The sequence below is a fragment of the Bacillus sp. M6-12 genome (assembly GCF_002860285.1).
GTDB lineage: Bacteria > Bacillota > Bacilli > Bacillales > DSM-1321 > Peribacillus.
Window position 1 is genome coordinate 21,415 of the sequence record NZ_PGVF01000023.1, and the last position, 19,073, is coordinate 40,487.

The 19,073-nt window shown below is 42.0% G+C and carries 17 protein-coding genes, 1 other RNA gene and 1 other annotated feature; of the genes, 2 read left to right on the plus strand and 16 right to left on the minus strand.

Annotated features, from left to right (window positions below; translation table 11 throughout):
• Positions 1-70 precede the first annotated feature (70 nt).
• The 5 genes from recD2 to cymR form a co-directional block, all read right to left on the minus strand.
• Complete coding sequence (recD2, locus tag CVD28_RS21535) at positions 71-2,464, minus strand: SF1B family DNA helicase RecD2 (protein ID WP_101596439.1); 2,394 nt, start codon at positions 2,462-2,464, stop codon at positions 71-73.
• Positions 2,465-2,685: 221 nt separating this feature from the next.
• Positions 2,686-3,357, minus strand: a complete 672-nt coding sequence (locus CVD28_RS21540; RefSeq protein ID WP_101596442.1) for a tetratricopeptide repeat protein — start codon at positions 3,355-3,357, stop codon at positions 2,686-2,688.
• Between the two features lie 313 nt (positions 3,358-3,670).
• Entirely contained in the window at positions 3,671-4,771 is a 1,101-nt protein-coding gene (gene mnmA, locus CVD28_RS21545; RefSeq protein WP_101596444.1) for a tRNA 2-thiouridine(34) synthase MnmA, read from the minus strand.
• 18 nt (positions 4,772-4,789) lie between these two features.
• The gene (locus CVD28_RS21550; RefSeq protein ID WP_101596447.1) at positions 4,790-5,935 is read right to left on the minus strand and encodes a cysteine desulfurase family protein; all 1,146 of its coding nucleotides are present in this window, start codon (positions 5,933-5,935) and stop codon (positions 4,790-4,792) included.
• Positions 5,936-5,978: 43 nt separating this feature from the next.
• A complete protein-coding gene (gene cymR / locus CVD28_RS21555; protein ID WP_101596450.1) occupies positions 5,979-6,398 on the minus strand; it encodes a cysteine metabolism transcriptional regulator CymR in 420 nt (139 codons plus the stop codon).
• Positions 6,399-6,929: 531 nt separating this feature from the next.
• Here cymR and CVD28_RS21565 point away from each other — a divergent pair.
• The gene (locus CVD28_RS21565) at positions 6,930-8,216 is read left to right on the plus strand and encodes a replication-associated recombination protein A (protein ID WP_101596454.1); all 1,287 of its coding nucleotides are present in this window, start codon (positions 6,930-6,932) and stop codon (positions 8,214-8,216) included.
• 108 nt (positions 8,217-8,324) lie between these two features.
• Here the strand turns inward: CVD28_RS21565 and CVD28_RS21570 are convergent, their stop codons facing one another.
• From CVD28_RS21570 to CVD28_RS21590, 5 genes are read right to left on the minus strand one after another with little or no spacing between them, the layout of a single operon-like run.
• Positions 8,325-9,263 (minus strand): ABC transporter permease, encoded by a 939-nt coding sequence (locus CVD28_RS21570; RefSeq protein WP_308315118.1) that lies wholly within the window; start codon positions 9,261-9,263, stop codon positions 8,325-8,327.
• On the minus strand, positions 9,263-10,186 hold the full coding sequence (locus tag CVD28_RS21575; protein WP_101596458.1) for an ABC transporter ATP-binding protein: 924 nt from the start codon (positions 10,184-10,186) through the stop codon (positions 9,263-9,265). Before CVD28_RS21575 ends, CVD28_RS21570 begins: the two co-directional genes overlap by 1 nt.
• Before the next feature lie 5 nt (positions 10,187-10,191).
• Positions 10,192-10,899: an ABC transporter ATP-binding protein gene (locus tag CVD28_RS21580; protein WP_374702560.1), complete on the minus strand. Its 708-nt coding sequence runs from the start codon at positions 10,897-10,899 to the stop codon at positions 10,192-10,194.
• The gene (locus CVD28_RS21585) at positions 10,889-11,272 is read right to left on the minus strand and encodes a GntR family transcriptional regulator (protein ID WP_101596461.1); all 384 of its coding nucleotides are present in this window, start codon (positions 11,270-11,272) and stop codon (positions 10,889-10,891) included. Before CVD28_RS21585 ends, CVD28_RS21580 begins: the two co-directional genes overlap by 11 nt.
• Position 11,273: 1 nt before the next feature.
• Positions 11,274-12,047: a hypothetical protein gene (locus CVD28_RS21590; RefSeq protein ID WP_101596463.1), complete on the minus strand. Its 774-nt coding sequence runs from the start codon at positions 12,045-12,047 to the stop codon at positions 11,274-11,276.
• Between the two features lie 281 nt (positions 12,048-12,328).
• Between CVD28_RS21590 and CVD28_RS21595 the strand changes: the two genes are divergently transcribed.
• Positions 12,329-13,504, plus strand: coding sequence for an MFS transporter (locus tag CVD28_RS21595; RefSeq protein WP_101596465.1), 1,176 nt, complete (start codon positions 12,329-12,331; stop codon positions 13,502-13,504).
• Between the two features lie 309 nt (positions 13,505-13,813).
• Here CVD28_RS21595 and CVD28_RS21605 read toward each other — a convergent pair whose 3' ends face one another.
• The 6 genes from CVD28_RS21605 to CVD28_RS28290 form a co-directional block, all read right to left on the minus strand.
• Entirely contained in the window at positions 13,814-14,584 is a 771-nt protein-coding gene (locus tag CVD28_RS21605) for a tRNA threonylcarbamoyladenosine dehydratase (RefSeq protein WP_101596469.1), read from the minus strand.
• A gap of 209 nt (positions 14,585-14,793) precedes the next feature.
• Positions 14,794-14,981: non-coding RNA, 6S RNA (gene ssrS, locus CVD28_RS21610), on the minus strand.
• Positions 14,982-15,046: 65 nt separating this feature from the next.
• A complete protein-coding gene (gene aspS / locus CVD28_RS21615; protein ID WP_101596471.1) occupies positions 15,047-16,819 on the minus strand; it encodes an aspartate--tRNA ligase in 1,773 nt (590 codons plus the stop codon).
• A 14-nt stretch (positions 16,820-16,833) separates the two neighbouring features.
• Positions 16,834-18,105 carry a histidine--tRNA ligase gene (hisS, locus tag CVD28_RS21620; protein ID WP_101596473.1) on the minus strand — a complete coding sequence of 424 codons (1,272 nt, stop codon included), beginning with the start codon at positions 18,103-18,105 and terminating at the stop codon, positions 16,834-16,836.
• 119 nt (positions 18,106-18,224) lie between these two features.
• Positions 18,225-18,468 (minus strand) — a binding site (T-box leader).
• A complete protein-coding gene (locus tag CVD28_RS21625; protein WP_101596475.1) occupies positions 18,443-18,649 on the minus strand; it encodes a hypothetical protein in 207 nt (68 codons plus the stop codon). It overlaps the preceding feature by 26 nt.
• Before the next feature lie 63 nt (positions 18,650-18,712).
• A complete protein-coding gene (locus CVD28_RS28290) occupies positions 18,713-18,889 on the minus strand; it encodes a hypothetical protein (protein WP_180954268.1) in 177 nt (58 codons plus the stop codon).
• Positions 18,890-19,073: the final 184 nt, after the last annotated feature.

A 19,073-nucleotide genomic window follows, 5' to 3' on the forward strand; every position in this document is an offset into this window, starting at 1 on the left:
GCCCGATAAACATTCCTCTATTTTAGTGTATTACTGCTTCTGCCCCATCTGGTCAGACAGAATTGAAATACTATTTGGCTTCCCTCATGAAATCATAAGGGGTAACATCTTCCATGCCGATCATAGGATCAGTTTTCAGCAGTTCAGAAAGATAGTCAGCCTTTGGCCCGCTGTCGGCTTCTTCAGAATTATCCTCCTGAAAAGCTTCCCGAAGCTTTTGCTTAAGCGTGGTTCTTCTTTGAAGCTCGTTATTCAGTTCTACACCCATACGCAGGGCCTCTTCTTCTCCGCAAAGAATCAAAAAGCTTTTACTCCGTGTGATTGCCGTATAAATGAGATTACGGCGCAGCATCCGAAAATAGCTTTTAACAACCGGAAGGATGACAATCGGAAATTCACTTCCCTGTGATTTGTGAATTGAGCAGCAAAAAGCATGAGTAATTTGGGATAAATCCTGCCTCGTGTAAGTAACCTCTATTCCTTCAAAGGAAACAATCAGCATATCCTGCTTTTCTGTGTTTTCCTTAGCGTAGAGTACAGAAATAACTTCACCCATATCTCCGTTATAAACGGCACTTTCCGGCTGATTGATCAGCTGCAGAACTTTATCTCCAACCCGATAAGTTACATCGCCAAAGGATAATTCCCTGCGTTTCCCATCACTGTTGCTATTCAAGATTTCCTGAAGAATTTTATTCAGGCGGTCAATCCCTGCAGGTCCTTTATACATTGGAGCGAGCACCTGGATATCACGGGCAGTGTAGCCTTTTTTCCGGGCATTTAAAACTACTTTTTCCACCACTTCGGCTATTTGGGATGTTCCGCAGCTAAAAAATGATCGGTCTGCCTGCTGCCTTTGGATATCATGCGGCAGCCTGCCATTCTTAATTTCGTGCGCCAGTTCAATAATCGATGATCCTTCAGCCTGCCGGTAAATTTGCTCAAGGCCTACGATAGGAACGCACTGGGACGCCAGTAAATCCTTTAAAACCTGTCCGGGCCCTACTGAAGGCAGCTGGTCCTCATCCCCTACTAATATAACCTGAATTTGGTCTGGAAGTGCCTTAAACAGCTGATTCGCAAGCCACGTATCAACCATCGACATTTCATCGATAATGACTATCTTCCCGGTTATTGGATTTTCCTCATCATGCGAAAAACCTTCAGATCCATTCCAGCCAAGAAGCCTATGGATCGTCACAGCTGGCAGTCCAGTGGATTCGGCCATGCGTTTCGCCGCCCTTCCTGTTGGGGCTGCCAGTATAAAAGGAAATGGGTCTTCTTTTTTATAATCATTAATATCCAGCGATACTCCATGAAGCTCACTGTATAGTTCAACTATCCCTTTGATAACAGTGGTCTTTCCGGTTCCCGGCCCGCCTGTCATAATCAGCATCGGGGATTCTAATGCTGTTTGGATCGCTTCCTTTTGTGCTGGTGCATATTCGACACCTATTCTCTCTTCAAGCTCCCCGAGAGCAAGCAAAAATTCGGATTCAGGAAATTGTTCTTTAAACTCCGTTTGAGACAATATCCTCTTAATATGAGTTACGATACCTTTTTCTGAAAAATAAAGAGATGGCGGGTAGACCCTCCGTTCCTCAACTTGGATTTTTCCTTCTTCACCCAGTTTGACTATTTCATCCGAAATGGCAGTAAACTCTATACTGTCCCGTTTGTTTTCTTCCAGCAGCTTCTTTACGCTTTCCAGAAGCTGTTCTGCCTCAAGATATACATTCCCTTCCTGGAGGCACTGTGTTTCTAAAGTGTATAGGCATGCTGCCTTTATTCGGTCTGGATGGCTGCCGCTGATCCCCAGCTGAAAACCGAGCTCATCTGCGCGTCCAAAGCCAATCCCTTCAATATCCTCTACCAATTTGTACGGATTTTTCTGCATAATATCAAGTGCATCCTGTTTATAGCACTGGTATATTTTCATTGACAGCTGCGGTCCAAAGCCGTATTGATTTAAAGCAATCATCACCTGTTCAAGTCCCTGATGTTCAATGAGGGTATCATAGAGGCTTTTCGCCTTTTCAGGATTTAATTTTGGGATACCATCCAATATCGAAGGCTGTTCCAGAATCTTGGTAATCGAATTGTCACCCAGCGCCTCGACTATGCTTTCTGCGGTTTTTTTGCCGATACCTTTAAATAGTTCACTCGACAAATAAGCGACAATTCCTTCCTTTGATTGCGGCATATCTTTCTTAAAATGCTCGACATGAAATTGCAGCCCAAACTTGGGATGGTCCTTCATCTGTCCATAAAAGATATACGATTCCTGTTCATGTATTCGAGGGAAGTAGCCGGTTACGACAGCTTCTTTTTCATCATAATTAACATTCGTCTCATCTACACGGATTCTGACAACAGAATAAAGGTTTTGCTCATTATGAAAAATCGTTACAAGATGCCGGCCTTTCATAAATGGTTTTTCTTCTGAAAATAGATCCTGCTGCATGGGCCCTTCCCTCCTTTTGTTCCGGCTTTAGTTGCCTGTTGTATTCATTTTGACCTTTCTGTAGCGGAAACAGGGTTTTCTCTTAAATCAAGCCAAATATAGGAGTTTACAATCGAATAGCGGTTTATTTAAGCCGAAAATCATCGGATTCCAGCAAAACCCCAATCCCTTTTCTTTAGTAAAATAGAATCCAATTTATCGGGTGAACATCGTATATTCCTTTATGCTTGCTCTCCATTTTCCATTGACTGAACAAGTTTTTTGCCGTTAGCCGCCAGAATATGGTCAGGCTGGATTTCAAGCGCTTTTTCAAAATACTCAATTGCCTGTTTAGGATCATTCAGATAGCCTGCCGCGGCTACTCCAAGATTATAGTAGGCATCAGCATGCGCTGGATCATGTTCAACAACAAGCTTTAACTGATTAATCAATTCATCATACAGCTCTGCGTTTGCCAGGCACAGGGCATATTGGAATCGGGCTTCTGAATCTTCAGGATTAAGTTCAACGCTTCTCTGAAAATAAGGCATGGCCCTAACAGGCTGTTCCAGCTGCAAAAATGTCATCCCCAGCATGAACATGCTATCGCTATTGTCCAATCCAGTCTGGATCGCTTTTTCAAACATTTCCTTTGCATCATTAAACATATCCTGCCCAAAATACAAATTGCCCAGCGAGTAATAAGCGGCACCGGCATTTGGATCTATTTCTATTGCTTTCTGATAAAAAGTGACCGCTCTTTCACTTTCACCTACATGGTTCAATACATTGCCAAAGTTAATATACGCTACCGGATCGGACGGATTTTCTTCTATGGCCTCAGTGAATGCTTTGACAGCCTCTTCTATCTTGCCTTCTTGCATATATTGAATTCCTAATTGATTTTTATCCATCACTACCACACTCCATATTCTAATAGCAGTATATCACAGAAAAGCGGAAGCGCCCTGCCAAAGGAAGAACGGCTAAAGTCGCCATTGTTGTGACATAAACCGTGTTACAACCTTCGTCCTTTGGCAACGTCGGCACTGGACACGTCGAGTGCGTCGGGACTTTTCTTCCTACGGAAAAACATTAGTCTAAATGATACAAAAATACTCGATAATATTACGAAAACCCTGCCCGATTCAACGACGGCAAGGTTTTCCTAAATAATACAGGTTATTTTAGGGTGCCAGATTTCCCTCTCCAGTTACCCAACATATGTTAATTTTTTTCAGCTTTAAATATTTCGTCGATAGTCCCGCCGCCAAGGCATTCATCGCCATTGTACAAGACAACAGCCTGTCCAGGGGTAACGGCACGGATCGGTTCCTTAAAGATTACGGAAACGGTATTGTCCGGAAGAATTTTCACCGTTACTTCATTGTCTGCCTGACGATAGCGGAATTTAGCTGTACAATCAAATTCTGCCGGCATTTCTCGATCTGATACCCAACTGACATTCACACCCGTAATAGAATCTGAATACAGGAGGTCATTATCGAACCCCTGGCCAACGTAAAGAATATTCTTCTTGAGGTCTTTCCCTACAACAAACCATGGCTCTCCGCTTCCGCCGATACCTAGACCCTGGCGCTGTCCGATTGTATAGTACATTAAGCCGTCATGCTTGCCTTTAACTTCACCATCAAGAGTTTGCATCACGCCAGGCTGTGCAGGGAGATAATTGCTGAGGAATTCCTTAAAGTTTCTTTCCCCGATAAAACAAATGCCCGTTGAATCCTTTTTAGTTGCAGTTGCCAGTCCTGCTTCCTTAGCGATTTCCCGGACCTTGCTTTTATCTATCCCTCCCAGAGGAAACATTACTTTTTCGAGCTGCTCCTGAGTGAGCTGATTAAGGAAATAGGTCTGGTCCTTATTTTCATCAATGCCGCGCAGCATTTTATACTCGCCGTCCCGGTGCTCTACCTGTGCATAGTGGCCTGTTGCAAGATAGTCGGCTCCAAGACTGACTGCATGCTCAAGAAATGCCTTAAACTTGATTTCTTTATTGCACATTACGTCGGGATTAGGTGTCCTGCCTGCCTTATATTCATCTAAGAAATAGGTAAACACTTTATCCCAATATTGCTTTTCAAAATTAACAGCATAATAGGGAATGCCAATTTGATTGCAGACGGCAATAACGTCATTGTAATCTTCCGTTGCGGTACAAACTCCGTTTTCATCAGTGTCATCCCAGTTTTTCATGAAAATGCCCACAACATCATAGCCCTGCTTCTTTAAAAGCAAAGCCGCAACTGAAGAGTCAACGCCTCCTGACATGCCGACGACAACACGGGTGTCTTTCGGTGCTTTATTCATAATTTATTCCTTCTTTACTTATTTATTTACTAGTCTTTTGACAATCTTGGATATTTCCAAAGCTGCCTTTTCAACCTGTTCTTCAGTATTCCCCAAGCCAAAGCTGAATCGGATTGAATTCCTTGTCCGTTCTGCTCCTTTGCCAAACATGGATACCAGTACATGCGAGGGCTCGATTGAACCAGCCGTACACGCGGAGCCGCTCGATACCGCAATCCCGCTTAAATCCAGGTTGACCAGCATAGACTCTACATTGGTTCCAGGAAAACTCACATTCAGTACATGAGGCAGTCCTGACTCAGGGTTTCCGTTCACCAGATATTCAATTTCTTCTCTTTGAAGTATATCAACAAGGATTTTTTTAAATCCTGCATATTGTTTAACTTTTTCCGCCATTGTGTCTTTAGAAATTTTTACAGCCTCTGCAAAACCGGCAATCGCAGGAACGTTCTCAGTTCCAGCTCTTCTTTTCCTTTCTTGTTCGCCTCCATATGTCCGTGGTACAATCGGGACATTTTTTCCAGCATACAAAAACCCAACACCCTTTGGACCATTAATTTTATGGGCGGATACAGACAGAAGATCAATTCCCATTTGTTTTACATCAATCGGAAGCAGTCCATAAGCCTGCACAGCATCTGTATGGAAGTATGCTGAATGACCTTTTAAAAGCGCACCGATTTCCTCGATTGGCTGCACAGTACCAACCTCATTATTTCCGAAAATGATTGATACCAGAATCGTATCGTCGCGCAGCTCAGATTGCAATTGTTCCAACGATACCATCCCATTTTCGTTAACTGGCAAATAAGTAACTTCATATCCGGATTTCTCTAAGAAATGGCATGTATTGAGAATAGCATGGTGTTCGATTTCAGTAGTAATAATATGCCTGCCTTTATCTTTAAGGGCATCTGCCATGCCAATAAGTGCCGTATTATCAGCTTCCGTCCCGCCGCTTGTAAAAATAATCTCATTAGCAGCTGCCCCGATGCTTCCAGCTATCTCGGTTCTGGCCATATCAATCAAATGCCTCGCACTGCGGCCAAATGAATGAATGCTTGAAGGGTTGCCATACTCTGTTTGCATAGCAGCAGTCATCGTTTCAATTACCCTTGGATGCATTGGAGTAGTAGCTGCATGATCTAGATAGATTTTCTCCATTTTATCGCCTTCTTTTCATCTGCATTTTTCACTTATGCAGGTTTTAAATGTAATACATATAGGAGTCATGCCCCCCGGTATCCTTATAGTTTGCCAGGTCTTCAAGGGTTGTGTTATCCAGCACATCCTTAACGGCGTCCCTGATACGGATCCAGAGCTCTCTTTTCGCGGGCTCCTCATCTTCAATTCCTTCAACCGGAGAGATCGGACCCTCCAGGACACGGATTACATCTCCAGAAGTAATTTTATCCGGATCCCGTGACAATACATATCCGCCATATGCGCCTCTGATACTCTTTACGAGACCGGCATTCCTTAATGGAGCAATTAGCTGCTCAAGGTAATGTTCCGATAAATCGTTTGTCTGGGCAATCAATTTAAGGGAAGTCGGTCCCTCTCCATGCTTGCGTGCCAGCTCAATCATAATTGTTAAGCCGTATCTCCCTTTAGTCGAGATTTTCATATAATACACCTCTATATTTCCTGCTTATTTTATATAATCGACGCTTCTGTCTGATTCCATCCATTGATGTTCAGTAAAATGATCTTGAAATTATAGCACAGAACGGTAATCACTTCATATATTATAACTTTTTTCATTGGTTCTGTTAAACTTTGCTGTTGATTTCCGCTCTATTGGCGGTCCGGGATCCTCCTCGGCGCTATGCGCCTGCAAGGGTCTCCCTTGACCCGTTATTTTCGCAGGAAATTGAATGGGCTTCCTTGAAAGTACACTGCACGAAGGAAATGCGAAGCATTTTCGAGGAGTCTCGCGCCTTCCTCTCCCATCAATATAGTGGCAAAATAAACTATGAGCTTTAACATAGCCTTTCATAAAGTATAGAAAACCGATTGATTTAAAAGCAATTACTTTTAACTTAAAGAACATTCCTCCCTACCTATTTAACAAGCCTTTATCCTTAAGGGGCTTTCATTGGATTCTTTTTACGAACGTTATATAATTAATAGAAGGAACGTAATGGAGGTTATCAGATTGAATGGGGAACCGCTTGCCTTTCGAATGCGTCCGGCGAATTTGGATGAAATCGTCGGACAGAAAGAAATAATCGGTAAACATACAAGTTTATATAAAATGATTAAAAATGGCTATGTGCCTTCCATGCTTTTATATGGAGAACCCGGGATTGGCAAAACGTCTATTGCCTATGCTGTTGCAGGAAGCACCAAGATTCCCTTTTTTGCTCTGAATGCAACCACTGCCGGAAAAAAGGATGTCGAAGCTGTAGTGGACGAAACCCGGTTAACGGGAAAAGTGATTTTGTTTTTGGATGAAATCCATCGTTTCAACAAGGCCCAGCAGGACTATTTATTGCCCCATGTCGAGCGGGGGGATATTATTCTGATCGGGGCGACAACAGAAAATCCCTTTCATGATGTCAATCCGGCAATTCGGAGCCGCTGCGGTCAGATAAAACAATTAACCCGCCTGTCGGTGGAGGATATAAAAGAACTGCTTACACGAGCACTTCATGATGAAAAAAAGGGCCTCGGCAAAGAATCTGTACAAATCTCGGACGAGCAGATAACCAAAATAGCTTTCGGTTCAAATGGAGATGCCCGAAAATCTTTAACCCTTCTGGAATCAATCGTCTACGCTTCTTCAAAGGAAGGCAATATGTTCATAGTGGAAGATGATACAGTTAACGACATGATTGGCAATGTCGGTGTTTATGGGGATAAAAAAGGCTCAAATTTTTACAATCTGCTTTCAAGCCTTCAGAAAAGTATACGGGGAAGCGATGTCGATGCTGCGCTATACTACCTCGCCCACTTACTTGAAACCGGTGATTTAACAGCAGTTAACCGCAGATTGCTGGTCATTTCCTATGAAGACATCGGGCTGGCCAATACCGCTGTAGGCAATAATGTGCTTGCCGCTGTAACTTCCAGTGAGCGCCTCGGCTTGCCGGAAGCCAGAATCCCGCTCTCTGTAGCAGTAGTTGAAATGTGCCTTTCTTCAAAATCTAATTCAGCATATAAAGCATTGGATATGGCCATTAACGATATACGGACAGGACATGTCGGCGATATTCCAAAACACCTGCGGGATGGACATTATGCAGGTTCAAAGGCGCTGGGACATGTCGGCTACAAATATCCGCATGATTATCCGATTGGCACGTTTGGCGGCTGGGTTAAGCAGGATTACTTGCCGGACAAATTAAAGGGCACAAAATATTATCGTCCCCTTGAGGCCGGAGAGGAAAAACGCCTGGCAGCTATTTATCAGAAGCTGGAGGAGTTTAAAAAGAAGAAATAGCCCGATAAAATTTGCTTGGAGCAGAGATATCGCTGTTTCGGTCGTACGTTTAGTTTAAGCATATATATAAAAGCTCACACCATTTCGTGTGAGCTTTGTATATGTTATTTACGCAGCAACATCCCGTTTTACAAACGCGAGGAAAGCTATCGTATGGAAAACGATAAAGTAAATGGCAAGCATCGTAATGGAGAATGATAACGTCATCCCTTCAATTAAAGGTACGCCATCGAAATATTGGATTAAATCAGTGTTAGCGAACAGAATATATTTAGGCCATTCAAATTTTACTGAAAGCAGGTTGGTAAGAGTTGTTCCCATAAGCAGCAGGAAAAGGGAAAGCCCTATTGCAAGGGAACTGTTTCTAAAAGCTGCTGAAATCATGAATGCAAGGGTTGTTAGCATAAACAAGCCTATTGAAGTCAGCAAATAATTGACAACAAGGTGAAGGATATGGTTCTTCTCTATTATTTCTCCTTCTATATAAGCCAGATACGGGGATCCATCTCCCATGCCAAAGAAAATGGCTCCAATAAGAAAGCTAAATACTAACAGAACCGCAATCATGGATAACGAAAACAGCAAAACCGCTATATATTTGCTTAATAATATTTTAACCCTGCTGATTGGCCTGATTAATAGCAGCTTTACCGTTCCCCAGCTAAATTCGTTCGCAATCATGCCTGCAGCAATGGTAATGGTAAAAATAGCTACAAACACGATCATATCCATCATATCGGTCATAAAACCAAATACATTATAGTCATCCTCCGGAGCAATGTTCTTTTCAATCCGATATTCATTCTCTGCAATTTGTTTTTCTATAAAATACTTGTTTTGCTCTCCAGGAACAGTTTTTAATTGCTCTTCAAGAGAGTTGTTTTCTGCCTGCAGAACAGGCTTCCAATTCTTATCTGATCCTTTATCATCCATTGCGAATAATATTACAGCAGCAGCAACAAGCAAAATGACCGTGAGAATTAAATACATGAAAGCCGTTGTTTTTCTTTTGAAAATTTTTATCAATTCATTCGTAATGAGTCCCATTATACTACCCCTCCTCTTTCTCCTGTAATTTCAAGGAATTTATCTTCCAGTGTTTTATTTATCTTGGATACTTCATAGATTTCACAATCATTTTCTACAAGCTGCTTTACAATGGAAGGGATGGATTTTTTGGAGGCTTCAAAATGGATCTCCTGCTTCATTATCCTCACCTTTCCATTTGGAATTGCACTTTTAACGATTTCAAAAGCCCTTTGAATCTGATCAGTGGAAATGATGAAAGATTGCATTTTCTGCTCGTGCATCAATTCCCTGACATTTTGGACGCCGATCATTTTACCATTCTGAATAATGCCAATCCGGTCGCACATCATTTCCATTTCTGAAAGCAGATGGCTTGAAACGATAACAGCCATGTTTTCTTCCCTAGTCAGTTTTTTTAAATAATCGCGGATTTCACGGATGCCAGCCGGGTCAAGACCATTTGTAGGTTCATCAAGTATCAGTACCCTTGGCCGGTGCAGTAGAGCCTGTGCCAGGCCAAGTCGCTGTCTCATTCCAAGTGAATAGGTCTTGACCTTATCCTTAATCCTGTCAGTAAGTCCGACAAGTTCTACTACTTCATCGATTCTTTCCTTGTTTACACCGCTGACCATTCTTGCGTATTGCTTCAGGTTATCATATCCTGATAAAAATTTGTACATCTCCGGATTTTCCACAATGGCTCCAACATTCCTAACAGCTTTTTCAAAATTTGTTTTGATGCTGCTTCCGCAGATATGAATGTCACCGGATGATATATTCATAAGTCCGACAAGCATACGGATCGTCGTCGTTTTACCTGCTCCATTTGGTCCTAAAAAGCCAAATATTTCACCGGCATACACTTCAAAACTGATATTATCAATAATTGTTTTATTTTTAATTTTCTTTGTTACATTTTGAATCGACAATACGGTTTCCATATTATTTACGCTCCTTTTTCCTCTTGAAAAAATCCTTTAAGCCACTCGAGAACAGATTTGCCGTCCTCTTCCCTTAACATTTCCACGTTCTTTCTCCCTGCAATGGTTCCTGAATGAATCACGATTACCTCGTCAAGAAGAGTTTCAATTTCTTCAATTTCATGGGTTGAAAGAATTACAGTCTGCTTCTCAAAATCAATGAAGGATAGCAGCCCTTTTACAATTGACTCCCTTACCATAGGATCAAGTCCTGAAAATGGTTCATCCAGCAATACGATCGGCGCTTCTCTTGACAATGCCAGCACCAGCTTCAGACGGCCTCTGTTTCCTTTTGACATAGACTTTACCGTTTTGTCATCATTCAAATTCAAGAAGCGAAGCATTTCTGATGCTTTTTCTTTGTTAAAATCTTTAAACTGAGAAGCATGAAATTCAATCATTTGCCGGGCAGTGAAAGGATGGTAGAAGAAATCCAGTTCGGTAAGATAGGAAACTTTTGTTGCGATCCGCCGATTCACTTGTTCCCCGTTTAGGGTTATCACCCCGGAATCTGGCTTAACAAGCCCAGCAATCATTTTAAGAATAGTAGACTTTCCGCTGCCATTCGGTCCGAGCAAACCGTATATACGGCCCGAATCGAACTGTAAGCTGACATCATTAAGTGCAGACTGATTACCATAACGCTTATTTACCGTAACAAAGCTAATCATCATAATGTTCCTCCCCTTCTCCTAAAAACTGGCGTACCCCTTGGACCATTTCTTCTTTTGAAAGTCCGATCTCTTGCATGCTTTGCACAAAATTTTGAATGATATCTGACTTTATTCTATTTCTTAAAGCAATCACAACATCGCTGTTCTCCCTCACGAATGTTCCCTGGCCCCGCTTCGTCTCCACTACGCCTTCCCTCTCCATTTCCGCATAAGTACGCTGAATTGTATTTGGGTTAACCCCCATCTGTACAGCTGTGTCCCGAACAGAAGGAAGCTTTTCTCCACTTTTGATTTCTCCTCGCACGATTGCGCTGTAAATCTTGTCTGCTACTTGCAGGTATATGGGTTTTGAGGAATTAAACTCTTCAGCCATCTTACACCTCAACCTTTCGATCCAGCAGTTTACAGGAAATAAGGAAGATTATAGCAACCATTAATAAACTGGTGCCAACTGTCCATATCGAAAAATCTATTGGTTTGGTGTAAACTTTTAATCCATTGGATTCCATCTCAAGGTAATTCGTTATGCTAAGCCTGACCAGCCCTGTTTTCTTCAGTTCCTGGATAATTTCTAATTCTCCAATCCAAATCTCAAGCCATGAATAGCCTGAAAAAATAATGATAATCAACAGCCATCGGAAGGCTTTAATAAATTTCATTGAGTGATAAAAAGTCCAGAAGAATAATAAGAATAGCGCCATTAATAAACTCTGATACGTAAGTCCAATGGCAATCAAAGATAAATCTATGATATAAGGTGTATCCGCCGGAAGGTTTCCATGTTCAAAAAATGAAGTGTTAGTGATTAACAAGTATCCTAATGTGCATGCCATAGCAACAGATATTATGTACATCACCGTACTGATTAATATTTTTGCACCTAATAGGAAGGACGCCGGGTTTGGATTATAAAGCCAAAGCTGGGTTTTTCCTTCTATATTTAAAAGAGTTAGCAATATTGCCGGCAGCCCGAAAAGATGGGAAAAGATGAGCACCACGCCTGCAACCAGCATCAACTCGTCAATTTCAAAGTACCTCGAAAGAGCATACCCTCCTCCGGCGATAAACAATTGTAAAAGAATCACAAAAAATAAGTTCCTTTTGCCAAGCTGCCAGTCTTTTTTTAATAAACCAATAAATGCTGTCATACTTTCCACCCTTTCGTGTGACTATATTAGTGTTCTAGTTAGATAGTACAATGTTACAATAAAATCCGTCAACATAATTTTCCATATTTTCTTTTTTAATCCAATAATTTTATATTCAGACCCAGGAAGGCTGGGTAAGAAAATGTATAGATTACTTTAACGTGATAGAAACTATTTATTGTCCTCCCAAGTGCTAAGAAGTTTTAAATTATTACTATTTAATTAGCAAGTCGAAATAATTTCCTGTAAAATATATGAATAAAACCCAGAGGAGGACCTATATGAATCATTCAATATCAAAAACAGGTCCAAATACCTCAGATAAAATTTGGACGAGAGATTTTATCCTGATATGTGTGGCCAACTTTTTTATTTTTCTCGGCTTCCAGATGACTTTGCCAACGCTGCCTCTTTTTGTGGAGCATCTTGGAGGCAATGATCAATTAATTGGTATGATTGTCGGCGTTTTTACTTTTTCTGCTCTTTTCATACGTCCCTATGCAGGACGTATACTGGAAACAAAGGGAAGAGGCTTTGTTTTTTTGCTGGGGCTTGGCATCTTTGTCATATCAATAGGTTCATACGGATTTGTGGCCAGTTTGGTCTTTTTGTTTGGGATGCGGCTGGTTCAAGGAGTTGGCTGGGGATTTTCCACAACTGCTTCCGGAACAATTGCCACAGATTTAATACCTCCAAGACGGCGCGGCGAAGGAATGGGGTATTACGGTTTATCAGGCAGCTTGGCTATGGCCTTTGGCCCTTCCCTTGGACTTTTTTTAGTGGATTCTATTTCATTTACCTTATTTTTTAGCATTTGCGCTATTCTGGGCTTAATCGCTTTTCTTTTATCGGCCCGCATTAACTATGTCAAAGGCATAAATCCTGTGGCGAAAGCCAAAAGATGGGATGTTTACGAAAAAACCGCTTTAAAGCCATCCATTTTACTATTTTTCATCACCGTTACTTTTGGAGGAATTGCAACATTTTTACCCTTATACACTGACGAAAAAGGGATTTCCGGCATCCAATGGTACTTTTTCCTTTATGCGATGGCAGTTTTGCTGAGCCGGACCTTTGCCGGGAAGCTGTATGACCTGAAAGGGCACCGTTTCCTCTTTTTACCTGGCGCAGTTCTTATTTTTATTGCCATGTTGCTGCTTGCCTGGCTGCCAAACAGTACTATTCTATATATAGCTGCAGTTCTATATGGATTAGGCTTTGGATCACTTCAGCCTGCCCTGCAAACGTGGGCCATTGAAAATGCACCTCTAAATAGGAAGGGGATGGCCAATGCTACCTTTTTTTCCTTCTTTGATCTCGGAGTCGGAGTTGGTGCCATGTTTTTTGGGCAAATTGGCCATTCTCTAGGTTACGTAAGTATTTATGCCAGCGCAGCAATATCGGTACTGATTGCAATTTTGATATATTTGCCTTCTCTTATAAAAAGGGCGGCATAGAAAAAGGCTGTTCTCTGAAAGGAGAAAAGCCTTTTTTGTTTGTGCAGGAAAACAATTTTTTACAGCGGTCTAAAGCCAATCGATTTTTATGTAAACATCTGTATTACAGAATTAACCCTCGTTTTTCAAGTAATTATTTCTCTTTTCACGGGATTAATATGCTATTTCACGTAAACAGTATACGGCGGGATACTGCAATTATTTTTTTTATTGGTAAAGAGCTTATTGGGTTTGCCTCTATAAAGTCCTTTCAATGGAAAAAGGGATCAATAAAAAAACCGCTAAACTTTCCAGCGGCTTACGATGATATTATTTATTTTCTTCATTGACACGGGTGATGCGGATATCCTTCAGTATTTCACGGACAACCCAGCTGGCTGCGATTAGACCTGCTACAGACGGCACAAATGCATTCGATGATGGCGGCATTTTCGCTTTTCGGATTTTTGCAGCGTCGTTCCCAACTTCTTTACGGACTTCTTCGCGAATGACGATTGGGCTCTCGTCAGAAAAAATAACAGGGATACCCTTTGTGATGCCTTCTTTCCTCAATCGGGTGCGGATAACTTTTGCAATTGGATCTGTATGAGTCTTGGATATATCCTTAATCATGAAACGTGTCGGATCCATTTTGTTGGCTGCACCCATGCTGGAAATCATCGGGATTTTACGCTTCAAGCATTCTTTCATAAGATGTATTTTATATACAATCGTGTCAGAGGCATCGACTACATAGTCAATTCCGTATCGGAAAAATTCCTCGTACGTTTCCTCAGTGTAAAACATTTTCAGCGAAATCACTTCACACTCAGGGTTAATGTCCATAATTCTTTCCTTCATTAAATCTGCCTTAAATTGGCCTACTGTTGACAAAAGCGCAGGAAGCTGGCGGTTTACATTCGTAATATCAACATCGTCTTTATCGACAAGGATCAGTCTTCCGACACCTGATCGGGCAAGTGCTTCAACGGCAAAGGAGCCTACGCCGCCGATTCCTAATATAGCGACAGTAGTGTTTTTTAGTAAATCAAGGCCTTCTTTTCCAATGGCCAGTTCGTTTCGAGAAAATTGATGAAGCATCTTTTTCAACTCCAGTAAAAATCTTTGTACTAATACATTTCCCATTCCTGAATATATCATAAACCAATATTTATACCAAGTAATTCTATAAGCAATATGGAATAGAAGAAGTCTATAAATTACTTATGGTTAACGTTTTCACAAAGCTAATTTGTTCGCATAAAAAAACCTGCATACTGGATGCAGGAATATATACTCATATTGGGTGTAAGAGTCCCGATTGTGCCGTTTATGCCTTCGTTTTGAACCCGCTCTCCGCAGGTGGGTGCCCTGTTCGAGACATTTGTAAGTCCTCGGCCGAAGGGAGGCATTTACGCAGCCCGGAAACTTAGAGCTCCCGTAACTATAAGTGTTCGGTCAAAACTTATAGGTTAAAGAACGAACACATCAGGACTCTTACTTGTTAAAAGTATAATAGCATATTCTGTATGAGGGATTCAAGAACTAACATTTGGAAAATTATTACTTACCGTTTAGCTTTAGGGCTAAATGCAGTTCTTCGAGCTGCGCCTGGCTTACTTCTCCAGGAGCTTCTGTTAACAGGTCGCTAGCGCTTGCTGTTTTTGGAAATGCAATGGTGTCTCTCAGATTTGTCCGTCCTGCAAGCAGCATGACAAGGCGGTCAAGTCCGAGGGCAATGCCACCGTGCGGCGGTGTTCCATATTCAAATGCCTCCAGCAGGAATCCAAATTGCTCGTATGCTTCTTCAGGTGTAAAACCTAAAACCGCAAACATTTGCTCCTGAATATCACGTTCATAAATACGCAATGATCCCCCACCAAGCTCATATCCGTTTAACACTAAATCATAAGCTTGAGCCCGTACATTGGCCGGATCGCTTTCAAGCTTTTCCAGGTCCTCTCGTACTGGCATTGTGAATGGATGGTGTGCTGCAAAATAACGCTGCGCCTCCTCATCGTATTCCAGCAGCGGCCAGTCTGTAACCCAAAGGAAGTTGAATTTGCTTGTATCAATCAGGTTTCTTTCTTTGCCAAGCTTTATGCGGAGAGCACCAAGTGCATCTGCAACAACGCTTTTCTTATCGGCTACAAACAACAGCAAATCCCCTTCAGCAGCCTCAAGAGTCTGCATAACAGCTTTTTGCTCCTGCTCATCAAAGAATTTCGCAATCGGCCCTTTAAAACCGTCACTTTCAACCTTGAGCCACGCAAGTCCCTTGGCGCCATAAACAGCTGCAAATTCGCCTAAAGCATCAATATCTTTGCGGGAATAATCGGCAGCGCCGCCTTTAACGTTGATTGCTTTTACTTCTCCACCGCTTTCGACTGCACCGGAAAATACTTTAAATCCGCTTTCTTTAACAAGTTCTGATACATTGGTAAGCTCCATTTCAAATCTTGTATCAGGTTTATCTGATCCGTAGCGGCCCATCGCCTCGTCAAACGTTAAACGCGGGAATGGGAGCTTTACTTCGATTCCTTTTACCTCTTTCATGACCTTTTCCATCATTTTTTCTGTTAGGTCAATAATTTCTTCCTGGCTCATAAAGCTTGTTTCAATATCGATTTGGGTGAACTCTGGCTGCCGGTCTGCACGAAGATCTTCATCCCTGAAGCAGCGGGCAACCTGATAATACCGTTCAAAACCTGATACCATTAGCATTTGCTTGAAAAGCTGCGGCGATTGAGGCAGCGCATAAAATTCTCCATCATGCACACGGCTTGGCACAAGATAATCGCGTGCGCCTTCCGGAGTGCTTTTCGTTAAAATTGGAGTTTCAATGTCAAGAAATCCTTCTCCGTCCAAATATTCACGGATTGCTTTCGTCGTTTTATGACGCATTTGGAATGTTTCAAACATCACCGGGCGTCGCAGATCGAGGTAACGGTATTTCAGCCGGATATCTTCTGAAACCTCCGTTTTGTCTGCAATTGCAAAAGGCGGTGTTTTCGCTTCATTAATAATGGTTACTCCCTCTGCATGAATTTCAATTTTACCGGTTTTAAGATTCGGGTTTACCGTTCCTTCCTGTCGTGCGACAACTGTACCTTGGATAGCAAGGACAAACTCGCTGCGGATTTTTTCAGCTATTGCCAGTGCTTCACTCGAAAAATCAGGGTTAAAAACAACCTGTACCAGCCCTGTACGGTCCCTAAGGTCAATGAAAATCAGCCCGCCGAGATCGCGTCGTTTCTGTACCCAGCCTTTTAAAGTAACTTTTTCACCTATATGTGCTTCTGTGACCTCGCCACAGAAATATGTTCTGCCCAACATCCTATTTCCTCCTCTTAGCCCTGAACCTTTTTAAATTCGTCGACAAAGGTTTCAAGGCCCATTTCTACCTGTTCGCCTGTTTCCATGTTTTTAAGGTTAATCTTATTATTGGTTAGCTCGTCGTCACCCAAAACGGCCACAAATCTTGCGTTCAGCCTGTCGGCTGCTTTAAATTGTGCTTTGACCTTCCGATCCAGATAATCTCTTTCTGCAGTAAAGCCTGCCCCCCTAAGCTGATAAGCAAGCTTGACTGTATAATCCTTGGCTGCATCTCCAAGTGATACAAAATAACAATCTATTGACTGTTCCAAAGGAAGCACTATACCCTCTGCTCCAAGAGCCGCAATTAATCTCTCAATACTAAGCGCCATACCGATTCCGGGTGTCTCCGGGCCGCCAATTTCTTCGGCCAGGCCATTATACCGCCCGCCTCCGCATAGGGTAGTGATTGCTCCAAAGCCTTCTGCGTCGCTCATAATTTCAAAGGCAGTATGATTATAATAATCAAGTCCCCGGACTAATGTCGGATCCACTTCGAACTCAATGCCAAGCGAGGTTAAATATCTTTGAACAGTTTCAAAATAAACCTTTGATTCTTCGTTTAAATATTCAAGGATTGAAGGAGCCGTTGCCATTAATTCATGATCTCGGTCTTTTTTACAGTCCAGAATCCGCAGCGGATTTTTTTCAAGGCGGTTCTGGCAGTCGCTGCAAAATTCCCCTATCCTAGGCTCAAAGTGATTTCTCAAAGCCTCTCTGTGGCTGGTGCGGCTTTCCTTATCTCCAAGGCTATTGATTATCAGCTTTAACTTTTTCAGTCCAAGGCCTTGGTACAAATCCATCGCCAATGCCAACACCTCTGCATCGATCGCCGGATCTGAGCTGCCCAGCGCTTCTATGCCAAATTGAACAAACTGGCGGAAGCGGCCTGCCTGCGGACGCTCATAACGGAACATCGGTCCGAAATAGAAGAGCTTAACTGGCTGGGAAGGAAGACCAAACATTTTGTGCTCAACGAAGGATCGTACAACCGGTGCCGTTCCTTCCGGCCTTAGTGTAATATCGCGGCCGCCGCGGTCCTGGAAGGAATACATTTCCTTTTGGACGATATCAGTTGTGTCGCCCACGCCTCTTAAAAACAGTTCTGTATTTTCGAATATAGGTGTTCGAATTTCATGATATTGATATCTTCTGCATATTTCCCTAGCGGTGTTTTCAATGTACTGCCATATTTCTGATTGGCCAGGAAGGATATCCTGAGTGCCTCTCGGAGCTTGAATGGACATCTGTGTTCCTCCTTTATTTTAAAAGCGCAAGTGTCCTGACGCTGGAGTTCTGTACTTGTTTAGATGGATAAGCAATCTTTTTTAAATAAAAAAACTCCCGGTCCCTTGTAAAATAAATTACAAGGGACGAGAGTTTTGTTCCCGTGGTGCCACCCTAGTTGAAGCACAAAGAAACGTGCTTCCGCTCGAAACAGTTAACGCCTGTGTACGTCCGTCTCCTACTAAAGCCATTCTTAGCTTTTTCAGAGCGAAGCCTACGGAGTGTTCTTTCATTAAGGGCATCATGTGAAAATGGTTTCAGCCTTTGCCATTTTCTCTCTTTTCATGTGTTTCCCAATTACTGTTCTCCATCATTGGTTATCAAGGTATTTATGTATTTATGTATTTTTTTATCATACGGATGGAACCGGAAAATGTCAAGACTGTTGGGAAAGATTCCTCCAGGCTGCTTCATATTTTTTGAAGCATTATACTCCGGTTTATTTTCAATGAATATCTGTTCTGTTTTATTTGTTTGGCTTTTGATTTCGTCTGCAATCAACATATCGGCAAATTCCAGAATGAGCTTTCACATAATTTTTTTAAAGATCTCAGCAATTGAAGCTAGTTACGATCTTTCAAGCCGTTGCTTTAACTTCCTGACATCCCTTAAGTTTAAGCCAAATTCTGAAGCAAGCTCCACCATGTTGGAACTTTGCTCTTTTTGGATAAAATCGTGAAAATCCACGCCAAAGAGATCATGTCTTCCGCTATGGCTTGTATTTCCCTTTTCACTGAAACGCATTCTTTTCCCTCCCCCTCAATCACTATTACTTACTTCCTATTCTGTCCTTATTCTGTGTTTTTTTTCAGATTTTAAAAGGGAATTTTTTTTTCATAGAGAATGTAATATTTGCGGTGATGAGTGTTGCATTCCGCACCTATTACCTAATAACTTCACGTTAAGATATTAATGTGCAGAAAATTTT

Excerpts from the sequence above, each read along its gene's own strand:
- recD2 (WP_101596439.1), bottom strand. The coding sequence starts at position 2,464 with ATGCAGCAGGATCTATTTTCAGAAGAAAAACCATTTATGAAAGGCCGG.
- CVD28_RS21540 (WP_101596442.1), bottom strand. The coding sequence starts at position 3,357 with ATGGATAAAAATCAATTAGGAATTCAATATATGCAAGAAGGCAAGATA.
- mnmA (WP_101596444.1), bottom strand. The coding sequence starts at position 4,771 with ATGAATAAAGCACCGAAAGACACCCGTGTTGTCGTCGGCATGTCAGGA.
- CVD28_RS21550 (WP_101596447.1), bottom strand. The coding sequence starts at position 5,935 with ATGGAGAAAATCTATCTAGATCATGCAGCTACTACTCCAATGCATCCA.
- cymR (WP_101596450.1), bottom strand. The coding sequence starts at position 6,398 with ATGAAAATCTCGACTAAAGGGAGATACGGCTTAACAATTATGATTGAG.
- CVD28_RS21570 (WP_308315118.1), bottom strand. The coding sequence starts at position 9,263 with ATGGGACTCATTACGAATGAATTGATAAAAATTTTCAAAAGAAAAACA.
- CVD28_RS21575 (WP_101596458.1), bottom strand. The coding sequence starts at position 10,186 with ATGGAAACCGTATTGTCGATTCAAAATGTAACAAAGAAAATTAAAAAT.
- CVD28_RS21580 (WP_374702560.1), bottom strand. The coding sequence starts at position 10,899 with ATGATGATTAGCTTTGTTACGGTAAATAAGCGTTATGGTAATCAGTCT.
- CVD28_RS21585 (WP_101596461.1), bottom strand. The coding sequence starts at position 11,272 with ATGGCTGAAGAGTTTAATTCCTCAAAACCCATATACCTGCAAGTAGCA.
- CVD28_RS21590 (WP_101596463.1), bottom strand. The coding sequence starts at position 12,047 with ATGACAGCATTTATTGGTTTATTAAAAAAAGACTGGCAGCTTGGCAAA.
- CVD28_RS21595 (WP_101596465.1), top strand. The coding sequence starts at position 12,329 with ATGAATCATTCAATATCAAAAACAGGTCCAAATACCTCAGATAAAATT.
- CVD28_RS21605 (WP_101596469.1), bottom strand. The coding sequence starts at position 14,584 with ATGCTTCATCAATTTTCTCGAAACGAACTGGCCATTGGAAAAGAAGGC.
- aspS (WP_101596471.1), bottom strand. The coding sequence starts at position 16,819 with ATGTTGGGCAGAACATATTTCTGTGGCGAGGTCACAGAAGCACATATA.
- hisS (WP_101596473.1), bottom strand. The coding sequence starts at position 18,105 with ATGTCCATTCAAGCTCCGAGAGGCACTCAGGATATCCTTCCTGGCCAA.
- CVD28_RS21625 (WP_101596475.1), bottom strand. The coding sequence starts at position 18,649 with ATGTTGATTGCAGACGAAATCAAAAGCCAAACAAATAAAACAGAACAG.
- CVD28_RS28290 (WP_180954268.1), bottom strand. The coding sequence starts at position 18,889 with ATGCGTTTCAGTGAAAAGGGAAATACAAGCCATAGCGGAAGACATGAT.